Annotated in this window: 15 protein-coding genes; 5 read left to right on the top strand and 10 right to left on the bottom strand. The window is 63.8% G+C overall.

The annotated features are described in order from the left end of the window. Nucleotides 1-119: 119 nt before the first annotated feature. The 3 genes from BSQ44_RS12850 to BSQ44_RS12840 form a co-directional block, all read right to left on the bottom strand. Entirely contained in the window at nucleotides 120-3,518 is a 3,399-nt protein-coding gene (locus BSQ44_RS12850; RefSeq protein ID WP_072604737.1) for a S8 family serine peptidase, read from the bottom strand. Nucleotides 3,519-4,201: 683 nt separating this feature from the next. Then, nucleotides 4,202-4,852, bottom strand: a complete 651-nt coding sequence (locus BSQ44_RS12845) for a YiaD family glycine zipper/OmpA-like lipoprotein (protein WP_072604735.1) — start codon at nucleotides 4,850-4,852, stop codon at nucleotides 4,202-4,204. A 123-nt stretch (nucleotides 4,853-4,975) separates the two neighbouring features. After that, nucleotides 4,976-5,407, bottom strand: a complete 432-nt coding sequence (locus tag BSQ44_RS12840) for a Fur family transcriptional regulator (protein ID WP_072604733.1) — start codon at nucleotides 5,405-5,407, stop codon at nucleotides 4,976-4,978. 182 nt (nucleotides 5,408-5,589) lie between these two features. On the opposite strand from BSQ44_RS12840, the gene BSQ44_RS12835 reads away from it, so the two are divergent. The 5 genes from BSQ44_RS12835 to BSQ44_RS12815 all read left to right on the top strand — a co-directional run bounded on the left by BSQ44_RS12835 (nucleotide 5,590) and on the right by BSQ44_RS12815 (nucleotide 9,479). Then, nucleotides 5,590-6,447 (top strand): metal ABC transporter substrate-binding protein, encoded by an 858-nt coding sequence (locus BSQ44_RS12835; RefSeq protein ID WP_235633426.1) that lies wholly within the window; start codon nucleotides 5,590-5,592, stop codon nucleotides 6,445-6,447. 2 nt (nucleotides 6,448-6,449) lie between these two features. Continuing rightward, nucleotides 6,450-7,400, top strand: a complete 951-nt coding sequence (locus BSQ44_RS12830; protein WP_083534724.1) for a manganese/iron ABC transporter ATP-binding protein — start codon at nucleotides 6,450-6,452, stop codon at nucleotides 7,398-7,400. A 3-nt stretch (nucleotides 7,401-7,403) separates the two neighbouring features. After that, on the top strand, nucleotides 7,404-8,261 hold the full coding sequence (locus BSQ44_RS12825) for a metal ABC transporter permease (RefSeq protein ID WP_072604728.1): 858 nt from the start codon (nucleotides 7,404-7,406) through the stop codon (nucleotides 8,259-8,261). Continuing rightward, nucleotides 8,261-9,109 carry a metal ABC transporter permease gene (locus BSQ44_RS12820; RefSeq protein WP_072604726.1) on the top strand — a complete coding sequence of 283 codons (849 nt, stop codon included), beginning with the start codon at nucleotides 8,261-8,263 and terminating at the stop codon, nucleotides 9,107-9,109. The genes BSQ44_RS12825 and BSQ44_RS12820 overlap by 1 nt, the downstream gene beginning before the upstream one ends. 127 nt (nucleotides 9,110-9,236) lie before the next feature. Next, nucleotides 9,237-9,479, top strand: coding sequence for a hypothetical protein (locus tag BSQ44_RS12815; protein ID WP_157894592.1), 243 nt, complete (start codon nucleotides 9,237-9,239; stop codon nucleotides 9,477-9,479). Nucleotides 9,480-9,500: 21 nt separating this feature from the next. Here BSQ44_RS12815 and BSQ44_RS12810 read toward each other — a convergent pair whose 3' ends face one another. The 7 genes from BSQ44_RS12810 to deoD form a co-directional block, all read right to left on the bottom strand. Further along, nucleotides 9,501-9,719 carry a hypothetical protein gene (locus BSQ44_RS12810; RefSeq protein WP_072604722.1) on the bottom strand — a complete coding sequence of 73 codons (219 nt, stop codon included), beginning with the start codon at nucleotides 9,717-9,719 and terminating at the stop codon, nucleotides 9,501-9,503. Nucleotides 9,720-9,797: 78 nt separating this feature from the next. Then, entirely contained in the window at nucleotides 9,798-10,493 is a 696-nt protein-coding gene (gene urtE, locus BSQ44_RS12805; protein ID WP_072604720.1) for an urea ABC transporter ATP-binding subunit UrtE, read from the bottom strand. Nucleotides 10,494-10,497: 4 nt separating this feature from the next. After that, complete coding sequence (gene urtD, locus BSQ44_RS12800) at nucleotides 10,498-11,244, bottom strand: urea ABC transporter ATP-binding protein UrtD (protein ID WP_072604717.1); 747 nt, start codon at nucleotides 11,242-11,244, stop codon at nucleotides 10,498-10,500. A gap of 2 nt (nucleotides 11,245-11,246) precedes the next feature. Continuing rightward, a complete protein-coding gene (gene urtC / locus BSQ44_RS12795; RefSeq protein WP_072604714.1) occupies nucleotides 11,247-12,494 on the bottom strand; it encodes an urea ABC transporter permease subunit UrtC in 1,248 nt (415 codons plus the stop codon). Next, a complete protein-coding gene (gene urtB, locus BSQ44_RS12790) occupies nucleotides 12,491-14,107 on the bottom strand; it encodes an urea ABC transporter permease subunit UrtB (RefSeq protein WP_072604712.1) in 1,617 nt (538 codons plus the stop codon). Before urtB ends, urtC begins: the two co-directional genes overlap by 4 nt. Nucleotides 14,108-14,230: 123 nt before the next feature. Beyond that, the gene (gene urtA, locus BSQ44_RS12785; RefSeq protein WP_072604710.1) at nucleotides 14,231-15,529 is read right to left on the bottom strand and encodes an urea ABC transporter substrate-binding protein; all 1,299 of its coding nucleotides are present in this window, start codon (nucleotides 15,527-15,529) and stop codon (nucleotides 14,231-14,233) included. A gap of 294 nt (nucleotides 15,530-15,823) precedes the next feature. Next, the gene (gene deoD, locus BSQ44_RS12780) at nucleotides 15,824-16,537 is read right to left on the bottom strand and encodes a purine-nucleoside phosphorylase (protein WP_072604707.1); all 714 of its coding nucleotides are present in this window, start codon (nucleotides 16,535-16,537) and stop codon (nucleotides 15,824-15,826) included. Between the last annotated feature and the right edge of the window lie 63 nt (nucleotides 16,538-16,600).

Below are 16,600 nucleotides of genomic sequence, written 5' to 3'. Positions count from 1 at the left end.
GTTTCACTAAGGAACCGGGGCGATCGGGCTCGTTGACCCTCCGGAGAGTCAGCCCTTTTCGATCCACGGAAAAGGGGCGGCCAGCCTTTCGGCAGCCGCCCCCGATTGCTATCGACGGATTACTCGAGAGCGCTTTGCTGCGTCACCCCCGTGACGGAGGGTATGCCCGAGGCTCCCCCCGCACCGGTCGTTCCGCCAGGCGTGATGAAGTTGTAGTCATTGTACACCCACGTCCCGTTGTACAGAGTCCAGAGCCGCATGTAGATGGCCTGGCCGCTGAACCCGTTGAAGTTGAACGTGTTGGTCGTGTTGGTGCCCTGAGTGGCGTTGTAGTAGTTGGAACCACCGACGGTCGACCCGAAGTAGATCCAGTATTGCGACGCGCCGCTCACCGACGACCAGGTAAACTTGGTGGAAGAAGCAAGCTTGCTGCCATTCGCCGGGGAGAGAAGGACGGATTTCGTGGATGTCCCGCCCCCGGCCTTATAGGTGTAGTCGTTGTACTGCCAGCCGGTGCCACTAAACAGCGACCACAGGCGCACGTAGATCGTGCCCGTGGAGGGAAGCCCCGTCACCGTCTTCGACGTGTTGGTCCCCTGGCTCGCCTGGTAGATGTTGGTCGAACCTGCGCCGGTCGAACCGACGTAGAGCCAGTACTGCGAAACGCCGGTACCGTCGGTCCACACGAACGTCGCCGAAGAACCGAGCGTCGAGCCCGGCGTCGGAGACGTCATGACGGCCTTGGCGGTGCCGCCGGCCTTGTAGGTGTAGTCATTGTACTGCCAGCCGGTGCCACTAAACAGCGACCACAGGCGCACATAGATCGTGCCCGTGGAGGGAAGCCCCGTCACCGTCTTCGACGTGTTGGTCCCCTGGCTCGCCTGGTAGATGTTGGTCGAACCTGCGCCGGTCGAACCGACGTAGAGCCAGTACTGCGAAACGCCGGTACCGGCGGTCCACACGAACGTCGCCGAAGAACCGAGCGTCGAGCCCGGCGTCGGAGACGTCATGACGGCCTTCGAAGTGCCGCCGGCTTTGTAGGTGTAGTCGTTGTACTGCCAGCCCGTGCCACTAAACAGCGACCACAGGCGCACATAGATCGTGCCCGTGGAGGGAAGTCCCGTCACGGTCTTCGACTTACTCGTGCCTTGGCTGGCCTGGTAGATGTTCGACGAGCCTGCGCCGGTCGAGCCGACGTAGAGCCAGTACTGCGTCACGCCGGTACCGGCGGTCCACACGAACGTCGCCGAAGAACCGAGCGTCGAGCCCGGCGTCGGAGACGTCATGACGGCCTTGGCGGTGCCGCCAGCCTTGTAGGTGTAGTCGTTGTACTGCCAGCCCGTGCCACTAAACAGCGACCACAGGCGCACGTAGATCGTGCCCGTGGAGGGAAGCCCCGACACGGTCCTAGTTTTGCTGGTCCCCTGGCTGGCCTGGTAGATGTTGGTCGAACCAGCACCCGTCGAGCCCACGTAGAGCCAGTACTGCGTCACATTGGTGCCGGCGCTCCACACGAACGTCGCAGACGACCCGAGGGTGGAGCCCGGCGTCGGGGACGTCATGACGGCCTTCACGCCGCCACCGGTCTTGTAGGTGTAGTCGTTGTACTGCCAGGTGCCGGAAATCAGCGACCACAGGCGCACGTAGATCGTGCCCGTGGACGGCAGACCCGTCACGGTCCTGGTCTTGCTGGTCCCCTGGCTAGCCTGGTAGATGTTGGTCGAGCCCGCGCCGGTCGAGCCGACGTAGAGCCAGTACTGCGTCACATTGGTGCCGGCGCTCCACACGAACGTCGCCGAGGAACCAAGCGTCGAGCCCGGCGTCGGGGACGTCATGACGGCCTTCACGCCGCCGCCTGTCTTGTAGGTGTAGTCGTTGTACTGCCAGGTGCCGCTGATCAGCGACCACAGGCGCACGTAGATTGTGCCCGTGGAGGGCAGACCCGACACGGTCCTGGTCTTGCTGGTGCCCTGGCTGGCCTGGTAGATGTTCGACGAGCCCGCGCCGGTGGACCCGACATAGAGCCAGTACTGCGTCACGCCGGTGCCGGCGCTCCATACGAACGTCGCCGTGGAACCGAGCGTCGAACCCGGCGTCGGCGAGGTCATCACCGCTTTGGCCGTGGCACCGCCGCCCAGATAGGTCAGAGCGCTGTCGACCCTGATGCGCGGCTTTGTGGTCCCCGCCGAGGAGATGTTGACGCCGGTGGCCTTCAGTGCGGCCTCGATCTGGGACACCGTCGCAGTCGGCTTGGCCGACCGCAGCGCCGCGAAGGCGCCGGCGACATGCGGGGCCGCCATTGAGGTGCCACTCAGATAGTCATAAAAGTTGTTGCTCGATCCGCTTACATAGGACGCAAGGATCGAGGAACCAGGAGCCACCACGTCGATCAGGGAGCCCCAGTTCGAGAACGAGGAACGCACGTCCGACTTGGTCGAGGACGCGACCGTTATCGCGCTCGAGATACAGCCGGGGGCGCCGACGTTGGTGTTGTAGCTGTTGTTGCCCGCTGAAATCGCCGAGGCGATGCCCGCGTTGCGCAGCAGATCGATGATCGGCTTGCGCGAATCGCTGTCGCAGTACGAGGAATACGACCCGCCGCCGATGCTCACGTTGACCGAGGCGATCTTGTAGGTGTTGCGCAGGGCATAGACCCGCTCGAACCCCTTGATCATGTCGGAGTTGTAGGCCAGCACGCAGCCGTTGCTGCGGGAATTGCTGCACTGCGAAGGCGGGAAGCGCGAGAACACGTTGATCGTTATCAGCTTGGAACTGCGCGCCACGCCATTCGCCGGCTCGCCGGAACTCAGGCTGGTGTTGAACCCCGCCGCGGTGCCGGCCGTATGCGTGCCGTGGCCGCAGCCGTAAATCGTCGCGATGTCGCAATCCATTGCCGAATTGATGTCGGTAGACGCGCTGACGCCGCCCGGGCAGATGCTCGTGGCGGTACCGTTGCTGGTACTGTAGCACGCCGCCGAGATTACACTAGAACTCAGAAACTCGTGCGTCCGGCGCGAGCCCGTGTCGAGCACCGCTACCGTCCAGCCGCTGCCGGTAGCGCCTGCCGCATAGGCGGTCGGCATGCCGATCAGCGGAAGCGATTGAATGAGATACGGCTCGTTGAGACCGTCCTCGTGAATGCGCACCACTGCCGGGTCGGCGGCCAGCTTCTCCAGCGTCTCCTGGTCTACCGTCGCCGCGAACATCGGCGAGAAGTCCATTCTCTTGATGCCGAGATCGTCAGACGCAAGGGCCCCGGAAAGCCCGCCTTCGGCCGCGAAAACGCGGCTCAGAATCTCGTCCTGCTTCTGGTGCACGGCGGATATCTGGGCCTCGTCCGCCGCTGCCGCGTCTGCTGCCGCACCGGCGGCTTGGGGCATCGCGAATTCCACGATTACCGGTGCGCTACCATCTGCCATGTTCGCGAGGATCTGGTCTGAAGCGACCAGCTTCTCCATTGCAGCCTTCGAAAGTCCGCCGTCGCCCGCGAACGAGTAGCCGATTGCCGTCGTCGTCAACAATGACGCAACCACCGCTCGTCGCAGGATTTTCGATACTACTGCGGATAGCATCTTATTCTCCCGATCATTAGGTGCCCCAAGGGAAGCTAGCAGCTTTTATCGCGCCGGTTCAAGTAAAAAACTTCCATCGACATCCTCGCAGCATCCATCGTTTATTTCATTTTACTAATCTTGAATCGCTCAAAGAATCCATACCGCATTTAAATTTCGCTTTAAAATACATGGTGTGCTCGAAACCATCGCGCCCGCGTTCATTTTATATATAGTTGGGTTTTTGCCGATTTCATGAACTATTCGGGCGATTTTCACCCTCTGCCAAAAAATATCGTGTGCTTCTTAAGCGGTAATACAGGGAAAATGAATAAATAGAAGAGGACTTGCCGTCTAGCCCGAGGCAGAATAATATATTGCGGCAATGGTCATTTGCCCCACCTCCTGACCAAAGCGGGCCGGCGCGGGCGCTCAGCCGCTGCGCCGGCCACATCGCGCTAGGCGTGCTTCCGGCTGCGATTCTCGGCCGCCAATCCGGCCATCGTCTCTGAGTCTGCCGGGACCGAAGCATCCCTCCCCCGACGAAGCCCAAAGAAAAACCGCCCCCGCCGGGCCGCCCGCCGAAGGTTGGGTCCAACTTTCGGCGGCAGTTCAGCAGAGGCGGACTTTGCGCGCGCCGGCGCGGTCGATCAGGTGATAGGGGCGAGCCGGATCTCGACGCGGCGGTTCTGCGCGCGGCCCTCGGGTGTGGCATTCGATGCGATCGGCTGGCTTTCGCCGAGGCCGAGGATCGAGAAGCGGCGCGGATCGACGCCCTGCGCGCCGAGATAGTTCGCCACCGACATCGCGCGGCGCTGCGACAGGTTCAGGTTGTAGCTGTCGTCGCCGCTGGAATCGGTGTGGCCATAGACATCGACGATCGTGCGGTTGAACTTCTGGAGCACGATCGCGACCGAATTCAGCGTGCCGTAGAAGCCCGGCTGGATCGAATCCTGATCCGTCGCGAAGGTGATGTTGGAAGGCATGTTGAGGATGATGTAGTCGCCCTGGCGCGTGACGCTGACTCCGGAGCCCTGCAGTTGCGCCCGCAACTGGGCTTCCTGCTGATCCATGTAGCCGCCGATCGCGCCGCCCGCCAGCGCTCCGATTCCGGCGCCGATCAGCGCGTTGCGGCGGTCGTCACCGCCGGCCAGCGTGCCGAGGCCTGCTCCAGCCAGCGCACCGAGTGCGGCCCCGCCGGCGGTATTCGACAGCTTCTGCTGGCCCGTATAGGGGTCCGTCGTGCACGCACCCAGCGTAAAGGCCGCGACCGTTGCCGCGGCGAGCATCTTCACCTTCATCGAACTCCCTCTCCATGTGGCCGGCATTGGCGCGCCGGCCGAGTCGCCTTCGGCGCAGTCTTTAACATGAATTAAGGCGAAAAACGGATGTCGCCCAACACTTTCGTCGCAGGCTATCCCGCTTCAGTTCTTGCGCCGCTTGCGGCCATAGAGTTCGAGCCGGTGGTGCAGGATATCGTAGCCCAGTTCGCGGGCGATCTCGTCCTGCAGCTTCTCGATCCGGGCCGAGCGAAACTCGATGACGTCGCCGGTCTCGACGTCGATCAGGTGGTCGTGATGCTCCTCCCCCGTGTGTTCGAAACGGGAAGGACCACCGGCGAAGGCGTGCCGCTGGATAGCGCCGTGCTCCTCCAGGAGTTTCATGGTGCGATAGACGGTCGACAGCGAGATGCTGGCGTCGAGCGCGGAAGCACGTCGCAGGATCTCGTAGGCGTCGGGATGGTCGCCGGTTTCCTGCAAGATGCCCAGGATAATCCGGCGCGGACGCGTGATCCGGATGCCGGCGCGCCGCAGTTCGCGTTCGAAATCGAGGGGTTGCTTGGCCTCTGTCGTCATGGCCGGGACTATGATCCAGATGACAACCAGTTGCAAATGGACCGGCGGGAGAAATCCTTTTTGCAAATGATTTGCATTTGCGTTGACAATGCCGATCCACCCGCTACATTCCGGCGGGAGGCGATATTTTGCCCGATCCGGAGCATGGAATGCATCTCAAACGTTTGATCGCTGCGATCGCGATGATTGTCGGGACCTCTGCCGGCGCCTTCGCGGCGGACGACAGGCTCAAGGTGATCACGACATTCACCGTCATCGCCGACATGGCCCGCAACGTGGCCGGCGATGCCGCGGACGTGGATTCGATCACCAAACCGGGGGCGGAGATACACAACTACCAGCCGACGCCGGGCGACATACTCAAGGCCCAGGACGCCAACCTGATCTTGTGGAACGGCCTCAATCTCGAACTCTGGTTCGAGCGCTTCTTCACCAATCTGCGCGACGTGCCCTCCGTCGTCGTGTCCGACGGCGTGGAGCCGATGAGCATCTCCGAGGGGCCGTACACCGGTAAGCCCAACCCGCACGCCTGGATGTCCCCGTCGGACGCGCTGATCTACATCGACAACATCCGCAAGGCGCTCTCGCAGTACGACCCGGAGAACTCGGACGTCTATGCCGCCAACGCCAAGGCCTATGCCGAGAAGATCACGTCCGAGATCGCCCCGAGACGCGAACTCCTCGGCCGGATCCCGCAGGAGCGGCGTTGGCTGGCGACCAGCGAGGGTGCCTTCAGCTACCTGGCGCGCGATTTCGGGCTTAAGGAACTTTATCTGTGGCCGATCAACGCCGACAGCCAGGGCACCCCGCAGCAGATCCGCAAGGTCATCGACGCCATGCGCGACAACGAAGTGCCGGCGATCTTCAGCGAGAATACCGTTTCCGACAAGCCTGCACGGCAGGTCGCGCGCGAGACCGGAGCAAAATACGGCGGCGTGCTCTACGTGGATTCGCTGAGCGAGGCGGACGGGCCGGTGCCGACCTACCTCGACCTGATGCGCGTCACGACCGAGACGATCGCGAAGGGACTGGCCGAGTGAACATGTCCGCCAGACCGGATGCGAAACCACAGCCACGGTCGGGCATCGCTGCCAAGGACCTGACCGTCACCTACCGCAACGGCCACACTGCCCTCACCGACGTCAGTTTCGAGATCCCCACCGGCACGATCACGGCGCTGGTGGGCGTTAACGGCAGCGGGAAGTCGACGCTCTTCAAGGCGATCATGGGTTTCGTGCCGCTGGCCAGGGGTTCCGTCTCCATCCTCGGCGAGCCATCCGGCCGAGCCCGCAACCGCAATGCCGTCGCCTACGTCCCGCAGGCCGAGGAGGTCGACTGGAACTTTCCGGTGCTCGTCGAGGACGTGGTGATGATGGGCCGCTACGGCCACATGAACATGTTCCGTATCGCCTCGCGCAAGGACCGGGAACTCGTCGCGACGGCGCTGGACCGCGTCGGAATGACGGATTTCCGCAAGCGCCAGATCGGCGAGCTGTCCGGCGGCCAGAAGAAGCGGGTCTTCCTCGCCCGCGCTCTGGCACAGGAAGGCAAGGTGATCCTGCTCGACGAACCATTCACCGGCGTCGACGTGACGACGGAGGAAGCGATCGTCCAGCTCCTGCGCGACCTTCGCGAGGAAGGCCGGGTCATGCTGGTCTCGACCCATAATCTCGGCAGCGTGCCGGAGTTCTGCGACCGCGCCATCCTCGTCAACCGAACCCTGCTGGCGGCGGGTCCGACCGAGGAGGTATTCACCCGCGCCAACCTGGAACGCGCCTTCGGCGGGGTGCTGAGGCATTTCGTGCTCGGCGGAACCGATCTGCACGACGATGCCGATACAAGGCAGCTGACGGTCATCACCGACGACGAACGCCCCTTCGTCTTTTATGGCGAGGAGGGGGTGGACGGCGCCGCCAGCCGCCCCTCCCCCTCGCCGGACGCGCCCGCCACCCGCCAGGACGAGGACGCCGGCAGCGGCGTTTCCGGAAGCTGAAGCATGGAAACGCTGCTCGAGCCCTTCACCTACGGCTACATGGTCAACGCAATCTGGGTCAGCGCGCTGGTGGGCGGCGTGTGTGCGTTCCTGTCCGCCTATCTGATGCTGAAAGGCTGGTCGCTGATCGGCGACGCGCTCTCGCACTCGATCGTGCCCGGCGTCGCCGGCGCCTACATGCTCGGCTTGCCCTTCTCGCTGGGCGCCTTCCTGTCCGGCGGGCTGGCGGCCGGCGCCATGCTGTTTCTCAACCAGCGCACCAAGCTGCGCGAGGACGCCGTCATCGGCCTGATCTTCACGTCCTTCTTCGGGCTCGGCCTGTTCATGATATCGCTCTCGCCCACCTCGGTGAATATCCAGACGATCGTTCTGGGCAACATCCTGGCGATCACGCCGGAGGACACGCTCCAGCTCGTCATCATCTCGGGCGTCTCGCTGGCCGTGCTGCTGGCGAAGTGGAAGGACCTGATGGTGGTCTTCTTCGACGAGAACCACGCGCGGTCGATCGGCATCAATCCCGGGCTGCTGAAGGGCATCTTCTTTACGCTCCTCTCGGCCTGCACCGTAGCGGCTTTGCAGACCGTGGGCGCCTTCCTCGTCATCGCGATGGTGGTGACGCCGGGCGCGACGGCCTATCTGCTGACGGACCGCTTCCCGCGCCTCATCGCCGTGTCGGTCGCCATCGGCTCGCTGTCCAGCCTGTCGGGCGCCTACCTGTCCTACTTCCTCGACGGGGCAACGGGCGGCATCATCGTCGTACTCCAGACGCTGGTGTTCCTGACGGTCTTCGTCTTCGCGCCCAAGCACGGGATGCTCGCCGCCCGCCGCAAGGCGCGCGCCGCACTCTCGGAGACCGCGTGATGGAAACGCTCCTCCTGCCTTTCCAATTCCCCTTCATGCAGCAGGCCTTCGCGATCTCGCTGCTCGTCGCTACGCCGATGGCTCTGCTTTCCACCTTCCTCGTCCTCAAGGGCTGGTCGCTGATGGGCGACGCGGTGAGCCACGCTGTCCTGCCGGGCGTCGTGATCGCCTACATCATCGGCATCCCGTTCGCCATCGGCGCCTTCGTGGCCGGCATGGTCTGCGCCATCGGGACGGGATTCCTGAAAGAAAACAGCCGAGTAAAGGAGGACACCGTGATGGGCGTCGTCTTTTCCGGCATGTTCGGGCTCGGCATCGTGCTTTATGTCGGTGTCCAGACCGAGGTTCACCTGGACCACATCCTGTTCGGTGACATGCTGGGCGTAACCTGGGCGGACGTTGCCGAAAGCGGCGTCATCGCGGCGATCGTGTCGGCCCTGCTGCTCGTCAAGCAGCGCGACCTGCTTCTGCTCGCCTTCGATCCGCAACATGCCCGCGCGATCGGCCTGCCGGTGCGGCTGCTACACTACGGGCTGCTGGCGATACTGTCGCTGACGATCGTGGGTGCTCTCAAGGCTGTCGGGATCATCCTGGCGATCGCCATGCTGATCACGCCGGGTGCCACGGCCTTCCTGCTCGCACGACGTTTCGAGACGATGATGGCACTCTCGCTGATGGTGGCGCTCGCCGCGTCCTTCCTCGGGGTCTATCTCTCGTTCTTCATCGACAGCGCGCCGGCACCCACCATCGTGCTCCTGCTGACCGCCGCCTTCATCGGCGCCTTCGTCTGGTCGCGGTACGCTACGGCGCGCGCACAGACGGCCAGCGAGACGGTGCTGGTGGAATAAAACCGGGCCGCGACCTACATTGATCGGTATGATACCAATCCTGCACCCGCGCCTGCAGATCTCGCCGGCCATACGAACGACCGCGCTGCTGCTTATCGCCGCCTGCACATTCTCCGGCGCGAGCAGCGTGTCGCTCGCGCAGGTTCCTACGCTGCAGCAGAAGTCTCCGAGCGAAGCGGTGACTGTCGAGGAGCTTCAGGCGGAACGTGCCGTTCGGCAACGCGAGCAGTTCCAGCAGTTGCAACAGCTCAATCGGCAGCAGGATCGGAACGACATGCGCTATCGGCCGGAACGGCTCGAGGTGCCGGTCATCCGCCCATCGTGTTCGAGTTCCGTCTACGGCAGCAGCGTTTCTGCCGGCTGCCGCTGACGGTACGAATTTGGGAAAGTTCTATTTGTTTTGATCACGGTCGACCGGCGGTTTGCCGGGTACGCCGGTCGTCTCGTGAGACACGGGATCGCTTGCGGGAAAAGTGTCTTCCAGTCCCTCCTGCAGCTCTTCCTCGGTGTTCTCCCGGGCGCTACCCTTCTTCGCACGCTCCTTCCGGAATGCCTCGGCGGCTTCGGAATTGTGGGGCGGGGTCGGGGTTGCTTGCGGCTTGCCGGACATGATCTTCTTTCCTCGATGAGATGAGAGTTCGTCGAGGTTAACACCGCCGCGCCGCGCCGGGTTCCACGCGTGAACTCCTCAGACAGTGAGGAATTTTCTCACCTCGGGGTCATCAAGATCGGCGGCGGGCCCGGAATGGACGATCAGGCCGCGGTCCATGATGTTCACCTCGTCGGCCAGTTCGCGGCAGAAATCGAGGTACTGTTCGACGAGCAGGATGGCGATGCCCGCGGAATCGCGCAGGAAGCGGATCGCCCGGCCGATATCCTTGATGATCGACGGCTGGATGCCTTCGGTCGGCTCGTCCAACACCAGCAGCTTCGGGCGCATGACCAGCGCGCGTCCGATGGCGAGTTGCTGCTGCTGGCCACCCGACAGGTCCCCTCCCCGTCGCGACAGCATCGACTTCAGCACCGGAAACAGTTCGAACACATGTTCCGGGATGTTGCGATCCGCGCGCTTCAGCGGCGCGTAGCCCGTTTCCAGGTTCTCCTTCACCGTCAGAAGCGGGAATATCTCCCGCCCCTGCGGCACGAATGCGATGCCCGACCGGGCGCGATCGTACGCCGCGCTCCGGTCGAGCGCCTTCCCCTCGAAGGCTATCTCTCCGCTCGTCAGTCGGTGATGGCCGACGATCGCTCTCATGAGACTGGTCTTGCCGACCCCGTTACGGCCGAGCACGCAGGTGATCTTCGCCTTGTCGGCCGAAAGGGACACGCCGCGCAGCGCCTGGGCGGCACCGTAGTGAAGTGTCGCGTTGGTGACGTTCAGCATGGCCTCACCTCCCCAGATACACTTCGATAACGCGCTGGTCGGCGGACACGTGGTCGAGCGTACCTTCCGACAGCACCGATCCCTCGTGCAGGCAGGTGACCCTGACGTCGAGCTCGCGTACGAAGTGCATGTCGTGTTCCACGACGACGACCGAATGCGTCTTCGATATGTCCCTGAGCAGGCGCGCCGTCTCCTCGGTCTCGGCGTCCGTCATGCCGGCAACCGGCTCGTCCACGAGCAGGAGCTTCGGGTCCTGCGCCAGCAGCATGCCGATTTCCAGCCATTGCTTCTGGCCGTGGGACAGGTTGGCCGCATGGTCGTAGCGCCGCTTTTCCAGGCGGATCGTCGCCAGGATCTCGTCGATGCGCTCGGCTTCCGGCTTGGTCTTCTTGTGGAACAGCGCCGGAAAGATCGAGCGCGGGCCGGCCAGTGCCAGGACGAGGTTGTCCTCCACCGTGTGGCTTTCGAACACTGTCGGCTTCTGGAACTTGCGTCCGATCCCCATCATGGCGATGTCGGCTTCGTCGTGCTGGGTCAGGTCGATGGTCCCGTTGAAGAAGACCTCGCCGGCATCGGGGCGCGTCTTGCCGGTGATGATGTCCATCATCGTGGTCTTGCCGGCACCGTTCGGCCCGATGATCGCCCGCATCTCGCCCTTGGCGAGCACCAGCGACAGATTGTTGATCGCCCTGAACCCGTCGAAGGAAACGGACACGCCGTCGAGATAGAGGATGGTGTCGACCTTTGACATGGTTACTCCGCCGGCTGTGGTTCGGCGCCGCCCGCAAGACCGTCGTCGGGCCGCGAGGCAGAGCGGGCGCTTGAAGGCTTCGAGCCGGGAGTCGGTGTCGTCGGCGGTTCCTCGTCCTGCGCAAGCGCCTCGGTGCGCCGCCTTTCGGCAGCGTCGCGCCGCGCCGTCTGCCAGGCATCCCATGTCCCGACGATTCCTTTCGGCAGGAACAGCGTCACGCCCACGAAGAGGCCGCCGAGCGCGAACAGCCAGAACTCCGGCAGGACCCCCGTGAACCAGCTCTTGCCGCCGTTGACGAGCAGCGCGCCGACCACGGGGCCGACGAGCGTGCCGCGACCGCCCACAGCCGTCCAGACCACCACCTCGATCGAATTCGCCGGCGCGAACTCTCCCGGATTGATGATGCCGACCTGCGGCACGTAGAGAGCGCCGGCGATGCCGGCCATGACGGCCGACACCGTGAAGGCGAAGAGCTTGATGTTCTCGGGCCGCCAGCCGATGAAGCGCGTGCGGCTTTCGGCGTCGCGCACCGCGATCATCAGCTTGCCGTACTTCGACTTCGTCACCGCAGCGGTGACCAGCAGCCCCACCGACAGGGCGATGGCGCTGGCGGCAAAGAGCGCCGCGCGCGTTGCCGGTGCCTGCACGTTGAAGCCGAGGATGTCCTTGAAATCGGTCAGGCCGTTGTTTCCGCCAAAACCCATGTCGTTGCGGAAGAAGGCGAGCAGCAGTGCATAGGTCAGCGCCTGCGTGATGATCGATAGGTAGACGCCGGTGACGCGGCTGCGGAAGGCGAACCAGCCGAAGACGAAGGCGAGCGCGCCGGGCACCAGGACGATCATGATCGCGGCGAACCAGAACTGGTCGAAGCCGTACCAGAACCAGGACAGTTCCTTGTAGTTGAGGAACACCATGAAATCCGGAAGGATCGGGTTGCCGTAGACGCCCCGGTCGCCGATCTGCCGCATCAGGTACATGCCCATCGCATAGCCGCCGAGCGCGAAGAAGGCGCCATGGCCGAGTGAGAGAATACCGCAGAAGCCCCAGACGAGGTCGAGCGCCAGCGCCAATAGGGCATAGGTGAGATATTTGCCGACCAGCGTGACGAGATAGTTCGGCACGTGGAAGGCGCTGGAGGGCGGAAAGGCCAGGTGAAGCACCGGCACCAGCACGGCGAAGCCGCAGAGGATGGCGACGGTGATGAGGATACGCCGGTCGATTCCGCCGGCAAGCAGACGCTGGGTGATCATGCCTCCACCGATCTTCCCTTGAGGGCGAAGAGACCGCGCGGCCGCTTCTGGATGAAGAGAATGATGAGCACCAGCACCAGGATCTTGCCGAGCACCGCGCCGGCATAGGGTTCGAGGAACTTGTTGACGATGCCGAGCGAGAAGGCCCCGACCAGGGTTCCCCACAGATTGCCGACGCCGCCGAAGACCACGACCATGAAGCTGTCGATGATGTAGCCCTGCCCGAGGTTGGGCGAGACGTTGTCGACCTGGCTGAGCGCCACGCCGGCGATGCCTGCGATGCCGGAGCCGAGCGCGAAGGTGAACGCGTCGATCCAGGGCGTGCGGATGCCCATCGACGACGCCATCCGGCGATTGGCGGTGACGGCGCGCATCTGCAGGCCCCAGGCCGTGCGGTTGAAGATGTAGAGCAGCAGCGCGAACACGCAGAGCGAGAAGACGACGATCCAGAGCCGGTTCCACGTGATCGCGAGCTGGCCGAGTTCGAATCCGCCCGACATCCAGGACGGATTGCCGACCTCGCGGTTGGTCGGGCCGAAAATGGTGCGTACCGCCTGCTGGAGGATCAGCGATACGCCCCAGGTCGCGAGCAGGGTCTCCAGCGGGCGACCATAGAGAAAGCGGATGACGCCGCGCTCAAGCGCCAGCCCGACCGCGCCGGCGGTGAGGAAGGCGAGCGGTAGCGCGATAACGAGGGACCAGTCGAACAGCCACGGAGCGGAATTGCGGATCACTTCCTGGGTGACGAAGGTGGTGTAGGCGCCGATCATCACCATCTCGCCATGCGCCATGTTGATGACGCCCATGACGCCGAAGGTGATCGCAAGGCCGATCGCGGCCAGCAGCAGGACGGATCCCAGCGAAATACCGTACCAGATGTTCTGGCCCGCTCCCCACAAGGCGAGAGAATCTTCGATGTTGGCGATGGCGTCGTTGGCGGCGTCGCGCAGCGTGCCGTCGGCGCCGGCGGAAAAGCCGGTCAGCAGCGACAGCGTGTCCCGGTCGCCGCGCTTGCCGAGCATTTCGACCGCGGCGCGCTTTTCCTCTTCCGAAGCTTCGGAGACGAGGATCGTCGAGGCGCGCGCCGCTTCGAGCGCCGAGCGGACGTAGTCCACGGTCTCCTTCTCGATCGCAGCATTCAGCGCCTCGAGATTGCCCGCGTCGGGCGACAGGAACATCGTGCGGGCCGCGGCCACCCGCGTCGCCGCATCCGGCGAAGCCAGCGTCAGCGCCGAAATCGTGTCGCGGATCGTCCGCCTGAGAGAATTGTTGACCTTGATCTTGGTGAAACCGCCCTTCGGCTCCTCGCCGACGGCGTCGCCGGTCAGCGGGTCGAAGAGTTTGGCGACCTTGCCGGTCTCCGTGGTGATGAAGACCTGCTTGTCGGACTTGCGGAAATAGAGGTTGCCGTCCGACAGCGCCGTCAGCACGCGCTCGACCGTCGCATCGCCGGTCGCCCCAAGTTCGCGCACGATCTCGGCCGTGGCGTTGAAGTTCCTGGACGAGGCGAATTTCGCGATGGTCTCACGCAGCGCGGCCTCGTCGGCATGGGCTGGCTGCACGGCGGCCAGGGCCAGCAATACCAGGGTCGCGAGGGCTCGGATCAGGATCATCGGAATGGCAGGACCTTCGGCTTATGTCATCCGGCTCGTGTCATCGACCAGGCTCCCGGGCGGGCGGGAGGAGAAAACCCGCCCGGAAGCTTCGCGGTCGAACCGCAGTCGATCAGGCGCCGATCAGTTGACACCCTTGCCGCCGCACTTGCCCGTGGCGACGTTGAAGTTGCCGCAGGACATCGGAGCGCGCCAGTCGGCGATGAGGTCCTTGGAGTCCGGCAGGTAGTCGGACCACTCGTCGCCCACCACGAGGCCAGTGGTCTCCCACACGGTCTCCATCTGGCCGTCTTCCTGGATCTCGCCGATCAGGACGGGCTTGGTGATGTGGTGGTTCGGCATCATGGTCGAATAGCCGCCGGTCAGGTTCGGCACCGATACGCCGATGATGGCGTCGATGACGGCGTCCGCGTCGGTCGTGCCGGCCTTCTCGACCGCCTTGACCCACATGTTGAAGCCGATGACGTGCGCTTCCATGGGATCGTTGGTCACGCGCTCTGGGCTGGTGAATTCCTTCCAAGCCGCGATGAACTCCTCGTTCTCGGGGGTGTCCACCGACTGGAAGTAGTTCCACGCCGTCAGATGGCCGACCAGCGGAGCGGTGTCGAGACCGGCGAGTTCCTCTTCACCGACGGAGAAGGCCACGACCGGGATGTCCTCGGCCTTGATGCCCTGGTTGCCGAGTTCCTTGTAGAACGGCACGTTGGCGTCGCCGTTGATGGTCGAGACCACCGCGGTCTTCTTGCCGGCCGAGCCGAAGGTCTTGATGTCGGACACGATCGTCTGCCAGTCGGAATGACCGAACGGCGTGTAATTGATCATGATGTCCTCGGGCGCCACGCCCTTCGCCTGGAGATAGGCCTCCAGGATCTTGTTGGTCGTGCGCGGGTAGACGTAGTCGGTACCGGCGAGCACCCAGCGCTCCACGCCTTCGTTCTCCATCAGGTAGTCGACGGCCGGGATTGCCTGCTGGTTCGGCGCGGCGCCGGTGTAGAACACGTTGCGCTGGCTTTCCTCACCCTCGTACTGCACGGGGTAGAAGAGCAGCGAGTTCAGTTCCTCGAACACCGGCAGCACCGACTTGCGCGACACCGACGTCCAGCAGCCGAACACGGCGGCGACGTCGTTCACCGATATCAGCTCGCGTGCCTTCTCGGCGAACAGCGGCCAGTCGGACGCCGGATCGACGACCACGGCCTCGAGCTTCTTGCCGAGCAGGCCGCCCTTTTCGTTCTGCTGCTCGACGAGCATCAGCATAACGTCCTTCAACGTCGTCTCCGAGATCGCCATCGTGCCGGACAGCGAATGCAGGACACCGACCTTGATCGTGTCTTCCTGCGCGGTCGCCGCCCCGACGGCCAGCAGACCCGCGAGCGCTGCGCCCGTCACCTGCCTGGCAATCGATGTTATCGTTCCCCTCATATTGTAAACCTCCGGTATGAGTTGGTTGTTGCACCGCACCAGATGATGCAACGGCCGTGCCAACCGGGCGGAGCGACGATGCCAGAGCTCGTTTTTCGGTGGCGGAGCAGGCGTTTGAAGGAACTGGCGAGAGTCCGGGACCCATGGCCCGAAAGGGCATTAACGAATCGTTGACGAATGATTGCGCAGTCGAAGGTGACGACTGCCTAATTTCTAATCAATGCAAATTCCTGCATAAATCGCGGGCATAATCGACAAGTGCGTACGGCGTGCCATAGGGCCCTACTGCTCCCGTCAGGAAACGCCACAAGCCGTGGCTAGCGCCAGTTCGATCATCGGGCGGAAGACGGCCTGCCGCTCCGCCTCGGCGATCGATTCACCGGTAAAGACGTTGTCGACGCCCATACAGATGGACAACGCCCTCGCGCCGAAGCGCGACGCGAGCGTGTAGAGGCCGCTCGTCTCCATGTCGACGGCAAGGAGCCCATGCGCGCGCAGCGGCCGGTACCGTTCGTCTCCCGCCGAGTGATAGAAGACGTCGCTCGAGGCGGTCGAACCGATGTGGTGCCGCACGCCAGACTTTCGCGCCTCCTCGGCGGCCGCGCTCAGGAGCCCGAGATCCGGTGCCGGAGCGAACCGGTAGGCGCCGAACGACTCGCCTTCGGCGCCGCTGTCGGTCGCTGCGGCCTGCGAGATCACGAGGTCGCGGATGCGGACATGGTCCTGCAATCCGCCGCAGGTCCCGACCCTGAAGAGCACCCGTGCGCCGTAAGTTTCGAGGAGTTCATGGACATAGATCGACAGCGAGGGAATCCCGATCCCCGTGGTCTGGACGCTGACGGGCATGCCCTGGTAGCTGCCGGTATAGCCCAGCGCCCCGCGAATCCGGTTCACGCAACGCGCGTCTTCGAGGAACGTCTCGGCGATCCATTCCGAACGGAGGGGATCGCCCGACAGAAGAACGGTGGGCGCGTAGTCTCCGGCTGCTGCCTCATTGTGCGGCGTCATCAGTCCACACCACCGATCATCGAACCAGAACCGCGCACCGGCGGGATTCCATGCGAACCCGAG

Source organism: Aquibium oceanicum (genome assembly GCF_001889605.1).
GTDB classification, from domain to species: Bacteria; Pseudomonadota; Alphaproteobacteria; order Rhizobiales; family Rhizobiaceae; genus Aquibium; species Aquibium oceanicum.
The sequence above is the reverse complement of the archived record's forward strand: the minus strand, read 5'-3'. Positions and strand labels throughout refer to the sequence as shown.

Coding starts and splice junctions, on each gene's coding strand:
- urtB (WP_072604712.1), bottom strand. CDS start 14,107: ATGATCCTGATCCGAGCCCTCGCGACCCTGGTATTGCTGGCCCTGGCC.
- BSQ44_RS12835 (WP_235633426.1), top strand. CDS start 5,590: ATGATTGTCGGGACCTCTGCCGGCGCCTTCGCGGCGGACGACAGGCTC.
- BSQ44_RS12830 (WP_083534724.1), top strand. CDS start 6,450: ATGTCCGCCAGACCGGATGCGAAACCACAGCCACGGTCGGGCATCGCT.
- BSQ44_RS12810 (WP_072604722.1), bottom strand. CDS start 9,719: ATGTCCGGCAAGCCGCAAGCAACCCCGACCCCGCCCCACAATTCCGAA.
- urtA (WP_072604710.1), bottom strand. CDS start 15,529: ATGAGGGGAACGATAACATCGATTGCCAGGCAGGTGACGGGCGCAGCG.
- BSQ44_RS12840 (WP_072604733.1), bottom strand. CDS start 5,407: ATGACGACAGAGGCCAAGCAACCCCTCGATTTCGAACGCGAACTGCGG.
- BSQ44_RS12845 (WP_072604735.1), bottom strand. CDS start 4,852: ATGAAGGTGAAGATGCTCGCCGCGGCAACGGTCGCGGCCTTTACGCTG.
- urtC (WP_072604714.1), bottom strand. CDS start 12,494: ATGATCACCCAGCGTCTGCTTGCCGGCGGAATCGACCGGCGTATCCTC.
- urtD (WP_072604717.1), bottom strand. CDS start 11,244: ATGTCAAAGGTCGACACCATCCTCTATCTCGACGGCGTGTCCGTTTCC.
- BSQ44_RS12825 (WP_072604728.1), top strand. CDS start 7,404: ATGGAAACGCTGCTCGAGCCCTTCACCTACGGCTACATGGTCAACGCA.
- BSQ44_RS12820 (WP_072604726.1), top strand. CDS start 8,261: ATGGAAACGCTCCTCCTGCCTTTCCAATTCCCCTTCATGCAGCAGGCC.
- deoD (WP_072604707.1), bottom strand. CDS start 16,537: ATGACGCCGCACAATGAGGCAGCAGCCGGAGACTACGCGCCCACCGTT.
- urtE (WP_072604720.1), bottom strand. CDS start 10,493: ATGCTGAACGTCACCAACGCGACACTTCACTACGGTGCCGCCCAGGCG.